The organism is Corallococcus sp. NCSPR001, from assembly GCF_017309135.1.
Lineage (GTDB): Bacteria > Myxococcota > Myxococcia > Myxococcales > Myxococcaceae > Corallococcus.
The window spans coordinates 7,455,311-7,476,268 of record NZ_JAFIMS010000002.1 but is presented as its reverse complement, the minus strand read 5'-3'; the positions used below and the strand labels follow the sequence as shown (position 1 = coordinate 7,476,268).

The 20,958-nt window shown below is 70.7% G+C and carries 17 protein-coding genes; 8 read left to right on the top strand and 9 right to left on the bottom strand.

Features of this window, described 5'->3' with window-relative positions; all coding sequences use genetic code 11:
• Positions 1-42 precede the first annotated feature (42 nt).
• Together cyaY and JYJ93_RS31730 are read right to left on the bottom strand one after the other, a co-directional pair.
• On the bottom strand, positions 43-375 hold the full coding sequence (gene cyaY / locus JYJ93_RS31735; RefSeq protein WP_206798295.1) for an iron donor protein CyaY: 333 nt from the start codon (positions 373-375) through the stop codon (positions 43-45).
• A 17-nt stretch (positions 376-392) separates the two neighbouring features.
• On the bottom strand, positions 393-935 hold the full coding sequence (locus JYJ93_RS31730; protein WP_206798294.1) for a histidine phosphatase family protein: 543 nt from the start codon (positions 933-935) through the stop codon (positions 393-395).
• Positions 936-1,119: 184 nt separating this feature from the next.
• On the opposite strand from JYJ93_RS31730, the gene JYJ93_RS31725 reads away from it, so the two are divergent.
• Entirely contained in the window at positions 1,120-1,809 is a 690-nt protein-coding gene (locus JYJ93_RS31725; protein ID WP_206798293.1) for a hypothetical protein, read from the top strand.
• Here JYJ93_RS31725 and JYJ93_RS31720 read toward each other — a convergent pair whose 3' ends face one another.
• Entirely contained in the window at positions 1,810-5,595 is a 3,786-nt protein-coding gene (locus JYJ93_RS31720) for an FAD-dependent oxidoreductase (RefSeq protein ID WP_206798292.1), read from the bottom strand.
• 136 nt (positions 5,596-5,731) lie between these two features.
• Here JYJ93_RS31720 and JYJ93_RS31715 point away from each other — a divergent pair, with 136 nt between their 5' ends.
• Both JYJ93_RS31715 and JYJ93_RS31710 read left to right on the top strand, forming a co-directional pair.
• Positions 5,732-6,667 carry a class I SAM-dependent methyltransferase gene (locus JYJ93_RS31715; RefSeq protein WP_242543998.1) on the top strand — a complete coding sequence of 312 codons (936 nt, stop codon included), beginning with the start codon at positions 5,732-5,734 and terminating at the stop codon, positions 6,665-6,667.
• Between the two features lie 26 nt (positions 6,668-6,693).
• Positions 6,694-8,577 (top strand): hypothetical protein, encoded by a 1,884-nt coding sequence (locus tag JYJ93_RS31710; RefSeq protein ID WP_242543997.1) that lies wholly within the window; start codon positions 6,694-6,696, stop codon positions 8,575-8,577.
• A gap of 12 nt (positions 8,578-8,589) precedes the next feature.
• On the opposite strand, the gene JYJ93_RS31705 is transcribed toward JYJ93_RS31710, so the two are convergent.
• From JYJ93_RS31705 to JYJ93_RS31695, 3 genes are read right to left on the bottom strand one after another with little or no spacing between them, the layout of a single operon-like run.
• On the bottom strand, positions 8,590-9,399 hold the full coding sequence (locus JYJ93_RS31705) for a hypothetical protein (RefSeq protein ID WP_206798290.1): 810 nt from the start codon (positions 9,397-9,399) through the stop codon (positions 8,590-8,592).
• Between the two features lie 42 nt (positions 9,400-9,441).
• Positions 9,442-10,296, bottom strand: a complete 855-nt coding sequence (locus tag JYJ93_RS31700; protein WP_206798289.1) for a hypothetical protein — start codon at positions 10,294-10,296, stop codon at positions 9,442-9,444.
• Complete coding sequence (locus tag JYJ93_RS31695; protein WP_206798288.1) at positions 10,293-12,530, bottom strand: glycosyltransferase family 4 protein; 2,238 nt, start codon at positions 12,528-12,530, stop codon at positions 10,293-10,295. The genes JYJ93_RS31700 and JYJ93_RS31695 overlap by 4 nt, the downstream gene beginning before the upstream one ends.
• Before the next feature lie 30 nt (positions 12,531-12,560).
• Between JYJ93_RS31695 and JYJ93_RS31690 the strand changes: the two genes are divergently transcribed.
• Both JYJ93_RS31690 and JYJ93_RS31685 read left to right on the top strand, forming a co-directional pair.
• Positions 12,561-13,670, top strand: coding sequence for a glycosyltransferase family 1 protein (locus JYJ93_RS31690; RefSeq protein ID WP_206798287.1), 1,110 nt, complete (start codon positions 12,561-12,563; stop codon positions 13,668-13,670).
• A 50-nt stretch (positions 13,671-13,720) separates the two neighbouring features.
• On the top strand, positions 13,721-14,281 hold the full coding sequence (locus JYJ93_RS31685; protein WP_206798286.1) for a NigD-like C-terminal domain-containing protein: 561 nt from the start codon (positions 13,721-13,723) through the stop codon (positions 14,279-14,281).
• Here the strand turns inward: JYJ93_RS31685 and JYJ93_RS31680 are convergent.
• Entirely contained in the window at positions 14,271-14,783 is a 513-nt protein-coding gene (locus tag JYJ93_RS31680; RefSeq protein ID WP_206798285.1) for an NADAR family protein, read from the bottom strand. The two genes, JYJ93_RS31685 and JYJ93_RS31680, sit on opposite strands and share 11 nt — an antisense overlap.
• A gap of 94 nt (positions 14,784-14,877) precedes the next feature.
• Between JYJ93_RS31680 and JYJ93_RS31675 the strand changes: the two genes are divergently transcribed.
• The gene (locus tag JYJ93_RS31675; protein WP_206798284.1) at positions 14,878-15,612 is read left to right on the top strand and encodes a hypothetical protein; all 735 of its coding nucleotides are present in this window, start codon (positions 14,878-14,880) and stop codon (positions 15,610-15,612) included.
• Between the two features lie 20 nt (positions 15,613-15,632).
• On the opposite strand, the gene JYJ93_RS31670 is transcribed toward JYJ93_RS31675, so the two are convergent.
• The gene (locus JYJ93_RS31670) at positions 15,633-16,556 is read right to left on the bottom strand and encodes a GDP-mannose 4,6-dehydratase (RefSeq protein WP_206798283.1); all 924 of its coding nucleotides are present in this window, start codon (positions 16,554-16,556) and stop codon (positions 15,633-15,635) included.
• 1 nt (position 16,557) lies between these two features.
• On the bottom strand, positions 16,558-17,529 hold the full coding sequence (gene gmd, locus JYJ93_RS31665; RefSeq protein ID WP_206798282.1) for a GDP-mannose 4,6-dehydratase: 972 nt from the start codon (positions 17,527-17,529) through the stop codon (positions 16,558-16,560).
• A gap of 139 nt (positions 17,530-17,668) precedes the next feature.
• Here gmd and JYJ93_RS31660 point away from each other — a divergent pair, with 139 nt between their 5' ends.
• On the top strand, positions 17,669-18,934 hold the full coding sequence (locus JYJ93_RS31660) for a myxosortase-dependent phytase-like phosphatase (RefSeq protein ID WP_206798281.1): 1,266 nt from the start codon (positions 17,669-17,671) through the stop codon (positions 18,932-18,934).
• A 51-nt stretch (positions 18,935-18,985) separates the two neighbouring features.
• Entirely contained in the window at positions 18,986-20,782 is a 1,797-nt protein-coding gene (locus tag JYJ93_RS31655) for a 5'-nucleotidase C-terminal domain-containing protein (RefSeq protein ID WP_206798280.1), read from the top strand.
• The last annotated feature ends 176 nt before the right edge of the window (positions 20,783-20,958 follow it).

Sequence of the window (20,958 nt, the reverse complement as noted above, 5' to 3'; positions counted from 1 at the left end):
CCTTCAAGCCACGGGCTTCAGGACGGCCTCTTCAGGCTGGCTTCAGGACGGATAGACGAGCGGCTCGCCGGTGAGGTGCCGCACCACGTCCGAGACGAAGGCGAACAGCTCCAGCCCCTTGCCCTTGTCGTCCTTCCAGGCGCGGGTGGCGTCGTCGTGGCTGAAGTGGATGCCCTGGCCCTGGCCGGCCACCCACACCTGCCAGACGGCGCGCTGGGTGTTGATGATGCACTTCTCGCCGGACGCGGCCGTGAGCGTCACCTTGTCACCGGTGGCTTCGGCTTCCAGCACGTCCGGGTCGAAGGTGTCCGCGGCCGCCAGGATGCGCTTGAACGCGGCGGCCACGAGGGAGTTGTAGCGGGCTTCGTCCATCATGGCCGCGCTCCCGGACGTCACTGGATGACGTCGAGGACCTGCTGGCCGGGGGCGGCGTAGAACAGGAACTTGAGGTGCTGCGCCGGGGGGTTCTCCCCCTTCTCGCCGGGCACCTGGTCTTCCGTGCTGGTGAGCGTGTCCGGCCACTCCATGGCGATGACCGTGCCCGGGTTCACCGGCTTGGGGAAGGACTGCATCCCCAACAGGTGCGCCGCGAGCGCGCCCATGGAGGGCTGGTGGCCCACCAGGACGAGGTTCTCGTCGGAGTACTCCTTGAGCACGGGCTCCACCGCGCCCACCGGCATGTCCGGCAGCAGGCAGCGGTGCACGCGCAGGAGGCCTTCATGCTTCACGGAGTAGGAGAGGATCTGCGCCGTCTGCACCGTGCGCACCAGCGGGCTGGTGAGGATGAGGCTGATGGGCCCCATGCGCTCCGACAGCGACGCAAAATGCGCTGCGACGTTCGTACGGGCCTTCGCGGTCAGCGCGCGCGCCTCGTCGCCGAGACCCTCGGGGATCTCTGCGTCCGCATCGCCGTGCCTTACCAGGAAAATCCTCAAAGTCCCTCCACCGGTCGCGACAAGACCGCGGTTCGTACATGACCGTGGCCCGGTTGGTCAAAGGTAATGAGTCGAATGTTCAGTGCCCGGAACAGCCTGCCCATGGCGGGCGTTCGGGAACCTCCGTTCGCGGGGGCCAGCCGGAGCATACACTGGGCACCCACTGGCGTTCACGGGAGGTGGCATGCGCAAGTTGTTGGGGTGTCTGGCCGTCGTCCTGGCCCTGTCCGGCTGCCGCAAGGACGCGGCGGAAGGGGGGCCGGGAGGGGACGGTGACACCAGGGAGACGGTCGCCCGCCTGGAAGGCGGGGAGGCCGGTGAGGGCGCCGAGGACGCTCCGCCCGGCCCCTACACCGTGACGAAGGAGAAGCTGGAGGCGTACGTCGGCTACCAGCGCAAGATGCTGGAGGTCTACGGGTCGCTGATGCGCGGCCTGCAGGACATGGGGCCGCTCCTGGACGCGGGCACGCCCCAGGCGATGGAGAAGGCCCGGAGCGGCCTGAAGCTCATCGAGCGCAAGGCGCAGGCGGAGGCCGACGCGCGCCAGGCGGCGGGGCTGTCCACGGACGAGGTCAACCGCATCGCCGAGGTCGTCACCGCCGTCATCAGCCAGCGGCAGATGGGGCGCACGCTCCAGTACGAGGAGGAGCTCAGGAAGCTGGAGGCGCTCCAGGCCCGCATGCCGGAGGAGCAGCAGAAGGAGCTGGCGCCGCAGGTGGAGTCCATGCGGCTCCAGGTGGAGACCTTCCAGAAGCTCCCCGAGGCGCGCCGGGAGTTTGGCGACGCCAACGTGGACGTGGTGCTGTCCCGCGAGGCCGACCTGACGAAGAACTACCAGGACATGCTCAAGGCCTTCGCGGGCGTGCGGCGGTAGCTACACGCGCTTGAGCCCGGGCGCCTTCTTCAAGAGCTGCGCGAGGAAGGCGTCGCCCTGCTTCTCCAGCACGGTGTTGCCGCGCAGGCGCTGGTTCAGGTTGACGAAGTCCACGTGATCCAACCGCTGGTCCTGGTTGTAGCAGGAGAAGACCCACGTCTCCTTGCCGGTGACGGGGTCCACGTGCCGCTGGAGGCACTGGGCGCAGATCTCCTTCATCATGCACTGCATGGGGGAGTTGATGGACCCGATGGCCTCGTGCCCCGGCTTGAGGAACGGCTGGAGCACGCCGTGCCGCGCCTCCGCCACCGCGCGCATCATCCGGTCCGAGCCGATGGCGATGATGCGGTCCACCTCGCTCAGGGAGATGACGGGCTTCACGCCCAGCTTCCCTTCCGCGTACGCCACCATGGCCTGCACCACGTTGCCCCGGAAGGCCGCGTCCTGGGAGCGGTGCACGTCCAGCAGGTCTCCTGAGTCCACGGACCAGATGACCTGGTCGGTGCCGGCTTCAATCTCGTCCTGCTTGAACGCGTCCGACTTCAGCCGGTAGCCCGCGAAGTACACCACGCGGCAGCCCGCGGCCTTGAGCGAGCGCGCGATGGAGAAGAGCACCGCGTTGCCCAGGCCGCCGCCCACCAGCACCACCGTCTCGTTGTGGCCCAGCTCCGTGGGCGCGCCCGTGGGGCCCATCAGCACGACGGGCTCGCCGGGCTTGAGCGCCGCGCACAGGCGGGACGAGGAGCCCATCTCCAGCACGATGGTGCCCATCAGCCCCTGCTCCTTGTCCACCCACGCGCCCGTGAGGGCCAGGCCCTCCATGGTGAGGCGCACGCCGTCCACGAGCGGCGCGTTCCGCTCGAAGTTCTGGAGCCGGTAGAACTGGCCGGGGGAGAAGTGGCTGGCGGCGAAGGGCGCCTTCACCACCACCTCCACGATGGTCGGCGTGAGCCGGTTCACCCCGACGACGGTGGCGAGGAAGGCCTCGTCCAGCTTCGCGAAGTGGGCGGCGCGCTGCGACTCGCGCGCGGCCTGCGCGGCCGTGTCGTTGAAGTCCAGGCCCGCGACCTCCCTGGCGAACAGGCGCGCCACCTGCGGGTGGCCGTCCTTCGCGCTGGCCATCGCCTTCACCACGTTGCCCGCGTAGGCCGGGTGGTTGTCGCCGTAGAAGGACACGAAGCGGCCGTCGCGCTGGTAGGACGTGAAGAAGCCCACCTTCGCCTCCGGGTCCTCCCGGGCCTCCACGGGCTGGAGCCTGAAGCCGGCTTCCGAGCCCGGGTCCGCCACCAGTTCGTGGCCCTGGAAGTACTCCTTCGCCTCGTCGAGCTGGAAGGTGCCCGGGTACTCCTTCTCGTAGGTGACGTTGGGGGAGGTGCCCGCGGCCACGCAGACCGTCTTCGCGGGCAGCTCGAAGAACTGGCCGCTCCCCTTGAGCTTGCCGTCCACCGTCACCATGCGCTCGAAGCGGATGGCGCGCACCGCGCCCGTGTCGTCCGGCAGCGCCTCCGTGGGGCTCATCCGTTCGATGAAGCGGATGCCCTCCTCCAGCGCCTTGGACACCTCTTCGTGGTTGAGGCGATAGGCGGGGGACTCCGTGAGGCCCCGGCGGTACACCAGGCTCACGCCGCCCCATGCGCGCACCAGGTGGATGAAGTCCGGAGCGCGGCCCTCCGCGTGGGCCTTCTGGCGCTCCGCGCGGATGGCGCGGCCGTGCTCCAGGAAGGTCTGGTAGGTGGCGCGCTCTTCCGTGTCCAGGCGCGCGAGGACGGTGGCCTCACCCAGGTCCGCCACCAGCTTCTCGTGGCGCTCCAGCGTCTTCTCCACCTGCACCGGGTAGTACGCCATCAGCTCCGTGGCGGTGTCGATGCCGGTGAGGCCGCCGCCGATGACGATGGCGGGCAGCTGCACCTGGAGGTTCGCCAGCGAGTCGCGCTTGAAGGCGCCCGTGAGCTGCAGCGCCATCAGGAAGTCGGACGCCTTGCGGATGCCCCGGATGAGGTTGTTCTTCATCCCGATGATGGTGGGGCGGCCCGCGCCCGCGGCGATGGCCACGTGGTCGAAGCCCAACCCCCATGCGTCCTCCACCGTCAGCGTGCCGCCGAAGCGGATGCCGCCGTGGATGCGCATGCCCTCGCGGCGCGCGAGCGTCAGGTGGATGAGCGTGAGGAAGTTCTTGTCCCAGCGCACGGTGATTCCGTACTCGGACACGCCGCCGAAGCCCTCCAGCACGCGCTCGTCCAGCTCGCGCGTCAGCTCGCGCCAGTCGCGGATGGGCTGGAGCGCGTGGCCGTTGCGGCCCACCAACTCGTCGGGGAACGGTTCAATCTTGAGGCCGTCCACGCCGGTGACGGCGAAGCCCTCGTTGAGCAGGTAGTGCGACAGCGTGTAGCCGGCGGGGCCCAGGCCCACCACCATCACGTTGCGGCCCACGTAGGGCAGGGCGTACGGGCGGCGGATGTTGAGCGGGTTCCAGCGCGTGAGCAGGCCGTGGATTTCAAAGCCCCAGGGCAGGTCCAGCACGTCCGTGAGCGTGGCCGTCTCCGCCAGCGGGATGTTCACCGGCTCCTGCTTCTGGAAGATGCAGGCCTTCATGCAGTCGTTGCAGATGCGGTGGCCGGTGCCCGCGCACATGGGGTTGTCCAGCGTCACCATGGCCAGCGCGGCCACGGAGTCACCCTCGCGCTTGAGCGCGTGGGCTTCGGAGATGCGCTCGTCCAGCGGACAGCCGGTGAGCGGGATGCCCAGCGGGTTCTTCTTGAACGAGTGCCCCTCCGCCACCGGATCCTTCGCGGGGAAGCCCTTGCTGCACGAGTCCTTCTGGCGCTCGTGGCAGATGACGCAGTAGTCCACCTCGTTCATCACATCGCGCGGGGTGCCCCGGCGGTCGGTGAGCTTGAAGCCGTCGCGGTGACGCAGGTGGTGCTCCAGCCCCTCCGTCTTCTCCTCCATCTGGGCGTCCGGGCGCTGCAACTGCACCAACTGGTCGAACACCAAGGGCTTGGGCAGCCGCAGCGTGGGCCAGGTGTGGAAGAGGGGCTTGGTCTCCGGGTGCAGCGCGCGGGCGTACGTCCACCGGTCCGCCAGTGACAAGAGCGCGCGCACGGCCTGGAGCTCCGCGGCGTCGTCGCCCTTCGTCACCAGGCTGGAGCCGAACGCTTCCAGGCCCTCGGGGGTGGCGGTGAGCGCGGCGCGCAGGGCGGCCCAGCGCTCGCGCAGGGCGGGGGCGCGCTCCTGGCTCGCGGGCGGCAGGTTGCCGGAGTAGAGCCGCTCCAAATCGAGCAGCGTGAGGATGGACTCCGCGAGGCCCCGCTCCAGGTCGTCGTGCGCGAGCGCGTCCGGGAAGCCCAGCCGCATGAGCAGGCGCATGCGCTCGTCCAGCGACGGGAACTCCGCGAGCGTCGGGCGGTCCTGCGCGCCCTTCTTGAAGACGCGGCGCGTGATGAACTCGCGCTTGAAGTCGAAGAGGGGCAGCTCGCCGCGCAGGTCGCTCGCCAGCCGCTCGGACTCCGGCGTGATGCCGAAGAGCGTGGCGATGAAGCGCGAGACGTGGCGGGCCACCTGGATGAGCAGCTCGGATTCCGCCGGGCCGGAGAGGCTGGTGCCGCCGGACCCGCGGTAGGCGTCGAATGCCCGGAACAGGTCGGGCGCTTCGCCCTGGAGTCGCGCGTCGAAGCGCTCCGCCAGCCGGCGCAGGCCACTGGGGCGGTACAGGTCTTCGAAGGAGAAGCCCGGGAGGCCCAGCTGGAGCGCCGGGGCAGGGGAGGCGGGGTCGTTCAAGGCGCGCATGTCTCGGGACTTTGGAAAGGCTGGGAGGCAGGGAGCTTAGGGCCTGGAGGCTGCCTGGTGTGATGAACGTCATGGGCCGGATTCGCCCTGCCCGACGTGTTGAGGCGGTGGGCCTCTGCGGCTACGGTGCGCCGCCATGATGGACAACGCCGCCCGTCGCGCCTCCGAACCGCACCTGGCCCCCGTGCCGGATGCCTGTTACCTGTGCAAGGGAGGGCGCCTGCGGCTGCGTCACCGGGCGCGCGGCGGAACCCAGGCCCAGGGCGCGGCGGCCTACAACTGCACGTCCTTTGGCCACCGGAGCCACCCGCCCATCTGGGGCTGTGAGGACTGCGGGATGATGTTCCAGTGGCCCCTCCTGTCGCCGGACACGCTGCTCCAGGCGTACCAGGACGTGGAGGATCCGCTCTACGTCGCGGAGAAGGACAACCGCTACCACACCTTCCGCCGCGTGCTGCGCGAGCTGGGCCCGGCCCAGAACCGCATGCTGCTGGATGTGGGCGCCTACTGCGGCTACTTCCTGGACGTGGCGCGCGAGGCGGGCTTCCGCCCGGAGGGTCTGGAGCTGTCGCGCTGGGCGGCCGGTAACGCGCGGAGCCTGGGCTTCACGGTGCACGGCGTGCCCCTGCGGGAGCTGGCGGCGAAGGGGCATCAGTACGACGTGGTGACGCTGTGGGACGTGGTGGAGCACTTCGCGGATCCGCGCGAGGAGCTCAAGGCGGCGCTCAAGCTGGTGCGCCCCGGCGGCCGCATCTACCTGTCCACCATCGACGCGGGCAGCCTGCTGGCGCGCCTCATGGGCGGGCAGTGGCCGTGGCTGATGGACATGCACCTCTTCTATTTCGGCCGCCGCACCCTGGCGATGCTGCTGGAGGAGGTGGGCTTCCGCGTCACGGACGTCCGGACGTACACGCACATCATCTCCGCGGACTACCTGCTGCGGAAGGTGGGCGCGAGCTTCACGCCCGCGGCACCGGCGCTGGAGCTGGTGCGGCGGGGCGTGCCGTCCAGCTGGTCCATCCCGTTCAACCTGGGCGACAACATGCTGATGGCCGCCGAGCGGCCCCTCTGAGACCGTCCCTCCCGTCTATGTCCCCCATGATGCGGCGGGTGCTGCACCCGCTGGTGCTGCTCACGTTCTTCGCGCTGTCGGCGTTCCACACCTGGCCGCTCGTGTCCCAGATGAAGGGATACGTGATGGGCGGACGCGAAGACGTCTACATGAACATGTGGCACCTGTGGTGGATGCGGCAGGCCCTCTGGGTGCAGCCGCAGAACCCCTACTTCGTGCCCTTCCTCCACTGGCCCCTGGGTGCCGAGCTCTACTGGCACACGCTCGCGCCCGCGAAGACGCTGTGGGGCGTGGTGCTGCTGCCGTTCATGTCCGTGGAGACGGCGTACAACGTGGTGCTGTTCGGCTCGTTCGTGCTGACGGGCTACACGTCGTGGCTGCTGCTGCGCTACCTGCTGGAGCGCGCGGGCCATGGGCCCTGGCTCGCGGCCGCCGCCGCGCTGGCGGGCGCGTGCGTGTTCAACTTCTCGCGCTACCACCTCACCCACGCGACGGCGCACCTGAACCTCACCGCGCTGGAGGGGCTGCCGCTCTACCTGCTCTGCTTCTTCCGCTGGCTGGACGAGGGCAAGCGCAAGTGGCTGGTGGGCCTGGCGCTGTGCGCGTTGTACGTCTTGCTGTGTGACTACTACTACCTCATCTACATCGCGCTCTTCTCGCTGGTGTGGGTGATGGCGGAGCGGTGGAAGCGGGGGCCGCTCGTGTCCCTGGACACATGGAGGGATCCGCTCGTGCGCCGGGCGGCGGTGGCGGGAATCGCGGCGGGGCTCGCGTGCGTCCCGCCCATGGTGCCGCTGCTCCTGCATGCGTTCCCCGCGCCTTTGCAGATCCACCACGGCGACTCCGACTACTTCACGGACCTGTACGCGTTCTTCATCCCGGACACGCGCTCGGCCTGGATGACGGAGCTGCCCGCGCAGGCGCGGGAGTTCTCCCTGAACGTCATGCGCATGAAGATGTCGACCAACCTGGAGGAGACCGGCACGTTCCTGGGCTGGCTGACGCCGCTGTTGGCCCTCTTCGCGCTGTGGCGGGGCGTGCCGGAGGGGCGCCGCTGGCTGGGGCTGGGGTTGGGCTTCGCGGTGCTGTCCATGGGCACGGTGCTCAACATCGGCCTGGAGGACCGGGTGTCGCCGGTGGTGCTGCTCATCGTCACCCTGCTCGTGGTGGCGTGGGTGCCCGCGTGGCGGGAGCGGCTGTGGCGGCGGGACGTGCTGCTGCTCCTGGGGCTGGCCGTCTACCTGTCGCTGTCGGAGCCGCTGACGGCGTTCAACGTGCCGCTCAAGGTCCAGATTCCGATGCCGTACGTCGTGTTCAAGCACGTGGTGCCCCTGTTCTCACGCGGGGGCATGCCGGTGCGCTTCATCCTGCTCACGCTCCTGTCGCTGTCGGTGCTGGTGGCGTTCGCCGCGGCGCACGCGGGCGCGTGGGCGTCCCGGCGGGATGCGCGGCTGGGCGTGGCGGTGGCGCTCGCGGTGGCGCTGGTGCCGAACGTGGAGTACCGGGGCCTCCAGATGGTGATGCCCGCCATTCCCCGGTTGCCGACGGTGTTCGACGAGATTCGCGACGCGCCCATGCCGGCGGCGGTGCTGACGGACAACGTGCAGGGGCAGTGGGAGCAGATGTTCCACGGCAAGCCGGTGTCCTACGCCCGGGTGTCCCGGCTGCCGGTGCGCGAGTCCGCGCTGGTGAACTCGAGGCTCATCCGCGCGGCGGAAGGGATGCGCAACGCGTTCGGCACCGTCACGCCGGAGGAGCGCGAGGAGATGCGGCGCTACCTGAAGGAGCACCACTTCAAGTGGTACGTGACGCACTTCTTCCACCCCGTCCGCCACCAGTTCATCACGGACGAACTGGGTGGCGAGATGGTGCACCAGGACGGCTACGTCACCGTGTACCGCTTCCCCTGAGCAGGGCGGCGGTCACTCGCATTCGGCGTACTCGACGTCCGTGCGCTCCACGGGGCCCGCGGACACGGCGCCGTCGCTCACGGTGACGGTGACGCTCTCGTCGGCGGACAGCATGGAGCCGCACTCGGCGGAGGCGTTGGCGGCGCAGTGGCGGGTGAGGACCATCTTGTCGTCGTCCTCCTGCGTTTCGATGCTCGCGCCCGTGCAGCGATAGGAGATGGGGCCCGAGCCCGGGTCGTTTCCGCTGACGTCCAGGTCGCCCTCGGCGTCCGCCGTGGCGAGGACCTCGCCGTCCTTGCCGAAGAGGACGAAGTGGAACCGGGTCCGGGAGATGGATTCTCCGCGTCCCTCCTCGTCGGGGGACTCGGACTCCTCCTGGGTGAACACGCGCACGGTTTCTCCCGAGGAGCGCTTGAGGACCTCGTCCCGGGCCTGCGGCGGTTCGGCCGGCGGCTTGGGACAGGCGAGCTTCTTCGCGGCGAGCTTCACGGGGCGGGAGTAGGTCCCCGGGGCGAGCAGCTTGAGGTGTTCGAGGACGGGGCCGGCGTCGTCGGACGGGCAGGTGCCCAGGAGCCAGACCCAGAAGCCGGGCTTGAGGCCCGGGACGGTCTTGCTCTCGACGAGCTTGGGGTGGCCCTCCGGAAGGGAGAGGCCCGTCTTCTCGAGCAGTCCGGCGAGGCCGTCCCAGGTGTCTCCCAGGGCTTCGGCCTCGGCCTTGTCCTTGGAGCCCTTCCAGATGAGCGCGACGGGCTTGCCCGCGGCTTCGGCTTGGAATGCTCCGGTGAAGGCCATCAGGCCCAGGACGAGAATGCATGAACGCATGGCGGTTCCCCCTCGCGGTGCGTGACCGCACCGCCCGCGATGCTACTGCTTCTTCGGTCCGCCGCGCTTCGGGCGCGAGCCGCGCGGGGCAGGGGAGGCGGCGGGAGTCGTGCCTTCCGTCCGGGGCGCCTGCTCGCGGGGGGCCTTCGCGGCCCGTGCCTTCTTGGACCGGGAGGGCTTCGCCGGACGGCGGCGCTCGTCCTGCGTCGCCGGCTTGGACGGACGCCCGTATTCGATATCCGGCGGGGACTTGGGCCCACGTGCCTGTTCGGCACGCGCCGGCTTCGGCGGGCGGGCGTGTCCATCGTGCGCTGGCCTCGGCGGACGGGCCTGCTCGTCATGCGGCGGCTTCGCCGGACGGCCATAGTCGATGGCCGGCAGGGGCCTCTCCCTGGACGCGCGGCCTTCAGCCTCCACGGCAGGAGGCCGGGGCGCGGGCCGGCCGTGGCTGATGGCCGGGGGCGGCGGCTTCGGCGGCCTGGGGGCTTCCGGCGGTTGTGCCTTCGCGGCCTGGGCCCTCAGCGTGTCCACCTCCTTGCGCAGCCGGAGGACCTCCGCGGAGAGCTGGGCGTAGGAGTCGCGCACCAGCCCGTTGAACACGCGCTGCCGGCCCAGGGTCTCGTTGATCAACACCTGGCACGTCTTGCGGAAGGCCCACTTGGCCAGCAGCACCGCCTGGCCCATGCCGGCGCGGTGCGTATGCAGCGGCAGGGCCCGCGTCGTGTCCGCGTTCTCCTCCAGCGCGTGCATGTTGAACGTCAGCGGATCCACGCGCGGCTCCACGCCGTCCTCCGGCACCTCCGCCGGCTCCGACGTGGGCAGTCCGCGCACGCGCAGCCGCTCTTCAATGCGGGCCACCAGGGCCCCCGTGGGAATGTCCCGTCCGAGCAGCTTCATCGGTGTGTCTCCTCCACGATGCGCGCCATCTCTTCCCGGTACGCCGCGACCACCTGGGGCCACGTGTGCCGTTGCGCGTAGATGCGGGCCCGCTGGCCCATCGCGTCCCGGGCCTCGCCCACCTCGCGCAGCCCTTCGACGAACGACGCGAGCCCCCGGTACACCCGGCCCGCGCCACTGCGCTCCACCTGTCCCACGAGCACCTCCGAGTGCCCGTTCACCAGCACCGGCGTGCCTTGAGCGAACGCCTCCAGCGTCAGGAGCGACAGGCTCTCGAACTTCGAGGGCACCACCACCGCCAGCGCTCCCGCCAGCGCGTCGTGCTTGTCCTGTTCGGAAATGCGCCCCACGTGCCGCACGCCCTCGCCGCTCACGTCCATGTGCGCCTCGCCCGCGAGCACCAGCTCCGGCGCGTCCTGGTAGCTCTGCCTCAGTTGGGCATGGAACTTCAGCAGGTCCGGCACGCCCTTGCCCGGCTCCAGCCGGCCCACGTACAGCAGGTAGCGGCCATGCACGCCGTACTTCGCCCGGAAGCGGTCGGGCACCGCCGGCAGCGCGTCCACGCCCACGCCCACCACGCGCGCCCGCGCATGGTTCGGGTGGAAGCGCCCGAGCATCTCCACCTCCTCCGGCGTGTTGCACATCAGCACCCGGGGACGGTTGAACACGTCTCCGTAGACGCCGAAGCGGATGGGCGGCTCGTCATGCGCGGTGGGCACCAGCATCGCGCGGTCCGACACCAGCGGCAGCCCCCAAGCGGTGGGCGCGTAGAGGTACGTGAAGAAGAGATAGCCGTCGTAGGCGTCCTGCGTGGTGCCCAGGTGCTCCAGCAGCCCGGGGCTCAGCGGGCCCTGCTCGGCCACCCACTGCTCTTCACGTAAGCGCTCGTTGCCGTGGCCGAACACGTGGCGCGACAGGTTGTTGAACGCGTGGATGTTGCGCGTGCGCGTCACCGGGAAGCGCAGCACCTTCGCGCGGCCAATGCGGTCCTCGCCGGGCGGGAAGGTGTTCTCCCACGTCAGGTGGTTCTTCGCGCAGGTCGTCACCACCGTGACGTCCCAGTGGGGCGCCAGGTGCTCCGCCACCTGCGCGGCGTGGCTCTCCGCGCCGCCCGTCACCTCGCCATAGCGCTGCACCACCAGCGCCACGCGCGGCCGCTTCGCCGGGGCCTTGCGCGGACGGGGCGGCGGCGCCACCACGCCCTCCAGCGCGCGCGTCAGCGACACCTGCGCGGCGGTGGGGGAGAAGTGCTGGAGCCTGCGCGCCTGGCCCTCGAGCACCGCCTTGCGCAGGCCTTTGTCCTCGGTCAGGTCCACCGCCAGCTCCGCGAGGAACGCGAAGCGCTTCTGGTCGAACGCGATGCCCGCGCCGCCCAGCGTCTCCGGCACCGCCGCCGCCGCGTATGCGAGTACGGGCACTTCGGCGGCCATGGCCTCGATGATGGGGACGCTGAAGCCCTCGTGCTCGCTCATGGAGACGAACACGGACGCGGAGCGGTACACGGCCACCAGCTCCGGATGCGATAGGCGCCCCAGGAAGTGCACCCCGGTGAGGTCCTTCATCTCGCGCTGGAGCGACTTGAAGTAGCGGCTGCCCGCCTCGTAGCCGCCGACGATGAGCAGGCGCGCCTGGGGACGGATGCGCAAGAGCTCCCGGTGCAGCGCGAGCAGGTCCTCGAAGCGCTTGTGCGGCATCACCCGGCTCACCGACACCAGGGTGGGGCCGGGGCCGGAGAGCTCCGCGAGCTTCGCCGCATCCGCCACGGGCGCGGCGAAGCGCTCCTTCTCGATGAAGAGCTGCACGGTGTGCACGTTGCGGTGGCCCGCGACGCGCAGCTCCGCGCTGTTGTAGTCCGAGTCCCCGATGGACACGTCCAGGAAGGGCGCCATCGCGGCCACCTGCGCGCGGCCGGCCACCAGCGCGTGCTCCAGCGGCGTGTCCCGGTAGAAGCGCGCGGGGCTGATGTTGTGGAACACCACGCCGCGCTTGCAGTCCATGTGCATCAGCCGCCCGCTCAGCGGGGACGCGATGCCGTGGTGATACAGCACCAGGTCGTCCGGCTTCGGCTTCAGCGTGAAGACGTGACGGGCCAGGCCCTGCAGCCCTCCGGCGACCTCTTCCGCGTAGATGTCTCCCACGTGCCCCATGCGGCGCAGCAGGAGTTGCAGGTGGAGCGCGGCCTGACCGGAAGCGTCGCCGGGACCGAAGCTTGGGATCAACTGATGGACCGCCATGGAGGGCCGTGTGTAGCACACGGGCATGGTATGAGGCGGCCCGTGTCGACCCCCGGACCCATCGCCTTCGACGCCACCCTGTGGGACGAGCCCACCACTGGCATCGGCCTGTACACCCGTTGCCTCGCGGAGGCGCTCGAAGCCCAGGGCGTCCGCCTGGACCGGATGGGAGCGCGCAAGTCCGGCGAGCACCCACGAGGCGTCCAGAAGCGAACGCCGTGGACGCTGGCCACGCTGCCCCGGCTGCTCAAGGCCTCGCCGCCGCCCGTCTACCACGCGCTCAGCAACTTCAACCTGCCGCTCCGGCGCACGCCGGGCACGGCCTACGTGCTCACCGTGCACGACCTGGTGCCGCTGGATTTGCCGCAGACCGTCTCCGCGCCGTACCGCTGGCAGTTCCGGCTGTGGCTCGCGCGCAGCCTGATGCTCGCGGACCGGCTGGTGTGCATCAGCGAGAGCACGCGCCAGGACCTGGTGCGCCGCTTCCCCCAGGTGGAGCCGCGCACCGTGGTGGTGCACAACGGCGTGGACCACGTGAACGCGATTCCCCTGAGCGAGGCGGACGAGGAGTTCCTCCACGCGCTCAACCTGCCGAAGGACTACGTGCTGTACGCGGGCTCGCTCGACGTGCGCAAGAACGTGGAGCTGGTGCTGGAGGCGCAGGAGCGTCTGCACGCGCGCGGCCGGCCCTTCACGCTCGTGCTCGCGGGGCAGGCCTGGTACGGCTCCGGCAAGGTGGAGTCGCGCATCGAGCGGATGCGCTCGGAGGGCCTGGACGTGCGGCCCCTGGGCTACCAGACCCCGGCCATCTTCTACGCACTGATGCGCCGCGCGGCGCTGTTCGTCTTCCCCTCGCGCTACGAGGGCTTCGGCCTGCCGCCCCTGGAGGCCATGCGCCTGGGCACGCCCACGGTGGTGTCCACGGCGGGCTCGCTGCCGGAGGTGTGCGGCGGCGCCGCGCCCGCGGTGGATCCGGACGACGCGGAGGGCCTGGCGGCGGTCATCGACCGGCTGATGCGTTCGCCGCAGGAGCGCCGGGCGCTGTCGGAGGCGGGCCAGCGTCAGGCCGCGAAGTTCACCTGGGCCCGTGCCGCGGAAGGCACGCGGGCCGCTTACGATGCGGCGCTGCGCCACCGGTAGGCGAAAGGCGCCCGTGCTCAACCGGCCCGTGACGGGCCTCCTGGAGGAACATGCGACTGCTCGTGTGGAGTGGAATCGTCTGCGGAATGCTGCTCGGGTGCGCGGGGTCGAACGCGGCGCGCAAGGACGAGGCCCAGGAGCCGGCCCCCACCGCCCAGCAGGAGGAGGCGCCGCCCACCCCAGTGACGCCCCCGGAGAAGAAGGCCGGGTCGCCCGCGGCGCAGGCGGAGAACCCGGAGGCGGCCATCGTCATGCCCCTGGAAGTCACCGAGACGCCCGCGCCCCGCGACCCCATTGGCATCGAGTCGCAGAGCGTGAAGGGCGACGTGCTCACGCTCCACGTCCGCCACGGCGGCGGCTGCAAGGAGCACCGCTACGGCCTCGCGTGGGACGGGCGCTTCACGAAGACGGCGGCGGGTGAGCCGCGCGCGGAGCTCACGCTCATCCATGACGCGAACAACGACCGCTGCAAGGCCATGGTCTACAAGGAGCTGGCGTTCGACCTGTCCACGCTGAAGCAGGAGTGGAGCGAGAAGGGCCACGGCGACCACGCCACGCTCCACCTGGACTTCAACGGCGTGGAGGACCAGTCCGCCCGCTTCAAGTTCTGACCGGTGCATGCGCCTGTGCGAGGAGCTCCTCGCGCAGGCGCGTCAGCACCTTGCCCAGCAGGTTCAGCCCCCGCCACGTGGACGGGTCCTGGATGCGGGGGTCCTCCGCGGACAGCCCCACGCCCCAGATGCGGTCCAGGGGGCTGGCCTCCACCAGCTCCGTGCCCGCCGTGGCGAGCAGCGCCTCCAGCAGGTGCCGGTGCTGGGTGAACTTCGCGTGGTTGCCCTCGTAGACGATGCGCTCCCGCTCGCGCTCCCAGAGGGCCGCGTCGAACGGGCTCACCTTGCGGCCCAGCGCCTTGTGCTGCTTGGGCGTGGCGGCGCGCAGCACCTGCTCCAGCACGCGCGTGTCGCCGAACAGGCGCGCCTTGCCCGCCATCATGTACTGCTCCGCGCAGGTGTAGCGCACGCCGTCCACCGTGAAGACGGACGGGTGCCACTGCGAGAAGAAGGAATCCTCCTTCCAGAAGAACGTGAACCGCCCTGACGCCGTCGTGCCCATCCCAGGCCTCCTCGAAATCTTCGTGTAATAATGACACGAACGTGCGGCGATGGAGGAACCTGACGCGGGGGCCTACAATGGCCGCCCGCCCCCCATGCGACTTCAAGAAGCCCAGAAGCTGTTGGACCGCTGTTTCACCGGCACGCGGGAGGGCGCCCCTCGCCTCCACGAGCCCTCGGACCCTCGCTTCGCGGAGCGGGGCGGGGCGGTGTGGCTGGAGTACCGCTGGTACGTGCGCGAGCACGGCATGGCGGAGGTGTTCCTCAAGTGGGACCGGGTGCCGCCCGGCAACGAAAAGACGGTGGAGGCCACGGTGCTGCGCACGCACCTGCTGGGCCAGTCCCCCATGCTGTCCCAGCGCGCGCTGCGCACGGTGGAGGGCGGCACGCCCGCGCCGGAGCGGGTGCTGGCCGTGCTCAAGAACGACGGCATCCGCCGCGAGTGCGTGGCGAAGGGGCGCACCACCGTGACGGTGGAGCACTGGGAGAGCCGGCGTCCCGCGGCGCTCTTGGACGAGGCGCGCTTCGCGGAGCTGGCCGCGCCGCTGGAAGCAGAAGACTCCACGCCGGAGTCCCGTCACGAGGCCGTGCAGCGGCTGGCGGACGCGGAGCGAAGCCCGCGCGTGCAGGACGTGCTCCTGCGGCTGGTGGCGCGCAAGCCGTCGCTGATGGCCCTGCGCATCCTGTCGGAGTGGGGCGAGGTGAAGGCCCGCGAGTACTGCCAGCGGGACCTGGCCGCCGTGAAGCCGGGCAACGCGGCGGACCTGTGGGCCCTCACCGCGTTGGACCGGCGCCTGGAGGCGTGGCAATCGCTGGCGCGCCCTGCTTAACGGCGCGCGCCAGCGGTGCGTCAGTTCGAGCCTGGCCGGGGGCCCAGCACGTCGCGCAGCGCGTCCGCGACGGTGAGCCTGGGGGCCCAGCCCAGCGCGCGCAGCTTGCCGGTGTCGGCCACGAGGCTGGGGATGTCGGACGGGCGCAGCCGCGCGGGGTCCAGCTCGATGCGCGCCTGCACGCCGGACAGCTGGAGCATCTCCTCCAGCAAGCTACGGATGGTGCGGCCCTCGCCGCTGCCCACGTTGTAGGCTTGGCCCGCCTCGCCCTTGAGCAGCAGCAGCCGGTACGCGTCCACCACGTCCTTCACGTGGGAGAAGTCCCGGATGGCGTCCAGGTTGCCCGTGCGCAGGACGGGGTCCACCGTGCCCAGCGCGATGGCGCGGATCTGCGCCGCGAACGACGGCACCACGAAGGTGGGGTCCTGCCCCGCGCCCAGGTGGTTGAAGGGCCGGGCAAGGATGACCTCCATGCCGTAGCTGCGGAAGAACTGCTCGCCGGCCAGCTCCCCCGCGGACTTCGACGCCGCGTAGGGGCTGAGGGGCACGTGCGGGTGGGACTCCGCCGCGCGTGTGCCTTCCGCGACGGGGCCGTACACCTCACCGGAGCCCACCAGCAGCACGCGCGCCTTGGGGGCGCTCTCCCGCAGGGCGGTGAGCAGGTGCACCACGCCCATGGTGTTCACCGCGAAGACGCGCGCGGGGTTCTGGTGGCTCTTGGCCACCGAGCTGAAGCCGGCCAGGTGCAGCACCGAGTCCGGCTTCACCTCGGAGACCGCCGCCTTGACCTTCGCCTCGTCGGCGATGTCGAAGTGCAACGCGGTGCTGCTGATGCCCTCGCCGCGGGGCCCGTGCACCTCCACCACCTCGTCGCCGGCCGCGCGAAGCGCGGCGCACGCATGCCGGCCGACGAATCCATCCGCTCCCGTGACGAGGACGCGCATCTTACCGCTGTCCTGCCTTCACGCGCTCCAGGTCCGCGTCGACCATCATCTCCACCAGCTGCTTGAAGCGGACCGTGGGCTCCCAGCCCAGCTTCTCCTTGGCCTTGTCGTACTTGCCGATGAGCAGGTCCACTTCCGCCGGGCGCACGAACGCGGGGTCGATGACCACGTGCTTCTGGTAGTCCAGGCCCACGCGCGCGAAGGCGATCTCCACCAGCTCCCGCACGGTGTGCGTCTCGTTGGTGGCGACGACGAAGTCCTCCGGCGTCTCCTGCTGGAGCATGCGCCACATGGCGTCCACGTAGTCGCCCGCGAAGCCCCAGTCGCGCTTGGCGTCCAGGTTGCCCATGGGCAGCTTCTCCTGGAGGCCCATCTTGATGCGCGCCACGTTGTACGTGACCTTGCGCGTGACGAACTCCAGGCCGCGGCGGGGCGACTCGTGGTTGAAGAGGATGCCGCTCACCGCGAAGAGCTTGAAGGACTCGCGGTAGTTCACGGTGATGTGGTGGCCGTACGCCTTCGCCACGCCGTACGGGCTGCGCGGGTAGAAGGGCGTGTCCTCCGACTGCGGCACCTCCAGCACCTTGCCGAACATCTCGCTGGAGGACGCCTGGTAGAAGCGCACCTGCGGGCGGGTGTGGCGGATGGCCTCCAGCATCTTCGTCACGCCCAGCGCGGTGAACTCACCGGTGAGCACCGGCTGGTTCCAACTGGTGGGCACGAAGGACTGCGCCGCCAGGTTGTAGACCTCGTCCGGCTGGGTGAGGTTCAAGAGGGCCGCCAGCGAGAACTGATCCAACAGGTCGCCCTGGTGCAGCGTCACCTTGCCCTGCAGGTGCGCGATGCGCTCGAACTTCTCCTCGGAAGAGCGGCGCACCATGCCGTGCACCTCGTAGCCCTTCTTGAGGAGCAGCTCCGCCAGATAGCTGCCGTCCTGCCCCGTGATGCCCGTAATGAGTGCGCGCTTGGCCATGGCCCTTGTCTGTTCGCTGGAAGACGCTGGTCGTTGTACCCGAGGCTTTCGCCATCTGCCAACAGTCCCAGGGTTTCAGGGAACTTGAATGGGAACGCGCCCGTGCCTAGGTAGGGAGCGACCTGCCCAGGAGCCGCCCATGCGCAACCTCTCCCTCCCAGCGTTGACGGCCGTGCTCGTGAGCACGGCGGCGGGGGCCCAGACGGCTCCCGTGGCGGTGCCCTACACCGTGCAGACCCAGCCCGGGGCGCGCTCCGGCGGCGGCACCGTGAACGACGTGGCGCTGTGGGTGAACCCGGCCAACCCGGCCGCGAGCCGGCTCATCACGGCGGACCAGAACAACGGCCTGTTCACCTACGCCCTGGACGGCGGGGAGGTGGGAGGCAACACCGAGGGCACGTCCCTGAGCGTGGACGTGCTGGGCGGCTTCCCGCTGGCGGGCGGAACGTCCGCGGCGCTGGTGCTCAGCGCCAACCCGACACTGTCGGGGCTCGTGCCCTACGTGCTGGATTCCACGGTGGATGGCGGCGGACTCACCCGCCTGTCCCCCAACGCGGCCCCGCTGGATGTGGGCGTCAGCTACGGGACGGTGCGGCTGGCCCGCGGGGCGGATGGGACCATCCAGGCTTTTGGCGGTCTGGCGTCCGGAGGTCTGCGGCAGTTCGCGCTGACGCCCACGGACGGGGGCGTCACGGCGACCCCGGTGCGCGACATCCCGGCCGGCGCGGTGCTGGGGCTGGCGGTGGACCCGGCGTATCGCGCGCTCTACGTGGCGCAGCAGGGGCAGGGGCTCTACCGCTACGGCGCGGACGCGGACGCGGGCATCACGGGCACGCAGGTGGTGGGCCTGGGGGACGCCGGCCTGACGTCCGTGGGGCGCATCGCGCTGTACGAGGCGTCCGGGGTGGACGGCTACCTCGTGGTGTCGGATCCGAACGCGAACACCTTCGTCGTCTTCGACCGGCGCACGCTGGGCCGGGTGGGCGCGTTCCAACTGGGGCAGGACGCCGGCACGGACCCGGTGGAGCAGTCGCGCGGGCTGGTGGCCTGGTCGGGCGCGCTGGGCACGGCGTTCCCGGAGGGGCTCTTCGTCGCGCATGACGGCGTCAGCAGCAGCACGCTCGGTGACAACCTGAAGCTCACCTCGTGGGGCAACGTGGCGCGGGCCTTCTCTCCGCCGCTCATCATCGCGCAGCAGCCGCAGGCGGACGCGGGCGTCGTGGACGGCGGCACCGGCAAGGACGGCGGTGGCGGCGTCATCATCGATCCGGGCGGCAACCCGAATGGCGGTGGCGGAGGGACGGACGACGACAGTGGCTGCGGGTGCACCAGCACGCCGGTGTCGGCCATCGCGACGCTGGGGCTGCTGGCCCTGTCGCTCCTGGGCCGCCGGCGCCGGAGCTGACACTCGAAGCGGGTTGAAAGCGACAGGGGGGCGGGATGAAGTGCGCGCCCCATGCGCACCTTCCGTTCCTCCGTCCTGGCGCTCGCGGTGCTTGCCTCCGCCTGCAAGGGCGGCCCGACGCCCGCTCCCGTCACCCCTCCGCCCCCCGCGCCCGCCCCGGCCGGGCCCGTGCGGCTCACGCTGGTGGGCACCAACGACTTCCACGGCTGGGTGATGCCCCACCGCGCCACGCTGCCGGACGGGCAGAAGGTGGAGCAGGGGGGCGCGGCGCTCTTCGCGTCCTACGTGGCGCGGCTGCGCGAGGACAACCCGGGCGGCGTGCTGCTGGTGGACGGCGGGGACCTGTTCCAGGGGACGCTGGCGTCCAACCTGGGCGAGGGCGCCATCGTCGTCGACGTGTACAACCTGCTGGGCTACACGGCGGTCGCCATCGGCAACCACGAGTTCGACTACGGACCGGTGGGCCCGGGCCCCGTGGCCACGCGTCCGGACGAAGACCCCCTGGGCGCGCTCAAGGCCCGCGTGGCGCAGGCGAAGTTCCCCTTCCTGTCCGCCAACGTGCGCGAGAAGGACGGACAGCCCCCGGCGTGGCTGGGCAATGACGGCACCACCGTCGTCACCGTGAAGGGCGTGAAGGTGGGCCTGCTGGGGCTGACCACGCTGTCCACGCCTCAGACGACCAACCCCGTCAACGTCGCGAGCCTGCGGTTCGAGTCCCTGGCCGACGCCGCGAAGCAGGCCGCGAAGTCGCTGCGCGAAAAGGGCGCGGAGGTGGTGGTCGCCGTCGCGCACGCGGGCGGCAAGTGCACGGACCTGGCGAACCCGCGCGACACGTCCGGGTGCGAACGCGACGACGGCGAAATCTACGCGGTGCTGGAGGCGCTGCCCAAGGGCGCGGTGGACGCGGTGGTGGCGGGCCACACGCACCAGACCATGGGGCACTTCTTCGGCGACGTGCCGGTCATCGAGACGACGGGGCTGGCGCGCTCATTCGGCGTGGTGGACCTCTTCGTGGATCCGGTGACCCACCGCGTACTGCCCGAGCGCACGCGCATCCAGGCCGCCATCCCGGTGTGCGGCGCCGTGGACGCGACGCTGAAGAGCTGTGATCCGTTGAAGCTCAAGGACGCGAAGGACGTGCGGATGGTGCCGGCCACGTTCCTGGGCCAGCCGGTGACGCCGGACGCCCGCGTGGAGGCGCTGGTGGCCCCCGCGGAGGCGCGCGTGGAGGAGGAGCAGCGCCGCCCGGTGGGCGTGGAGACCCAGGCCCGCATGCCCCAGGTCTACGAGGGCGAGAGCGCGCTGGGCAACCTCATCGCGGACGCGATGCGGGAGGCGGCCCGCTCCGACGCGGCGGTGATGAACGCGGGCGGCATCCGGGCGGACCTGCCGCAGGGGCCGCTCACCTTCGGCAAGCTCTACGAAATCCTCCCCTTCGACAACACGCTCGCGGTGCTGGACCTGAGCGCGGACGAATTGCGCCGCTTCCTGTCGCTGGCCTACGGCGGCCGCAAGGGCGTCTTCGCGGTGTCCGGGCTGGAGGTGACGCTGGGCGCGTGCCCGGGCCCGGAGCGCTTCCAGGGCGTGACGCTGCCCGGCGGCAAGCCGCTGAAGGCGAAGGGGACCTACCGGGTCGCGGTGCCGGACTTCCTCCTGCGCGGCGGTGACGGGGTGGGGCCGCTGACGTCCACGCTGCCACGGGAACGTATCAACCTGTTGCAGGCGCAGGACCTGCGCGAGGTGCTCACCGCGTACGGCCGCGCCCATGGCAACACGCTGAAGCCCCCGGCGCTCGGGCGCGTGCATCGGGTCAAGGCGGCGGGGCCCTGCGCGGACGCAAAGCCCTGAAAAAAGTGCGCCCGCCGTTGGAAATTTTCCCTCCGCGCTGATCCGCTGGGGCTGGATCGCGGTGCAACCCAGCGGAAGATCAGCGAAAGGCGCCCGGGCCGAATTTTCGGCCTGGGATCAGTTTCCAACGGAGGGAAACCTCCCTACTCTAGGGCACGCGAGATCCCTTGCAGGCG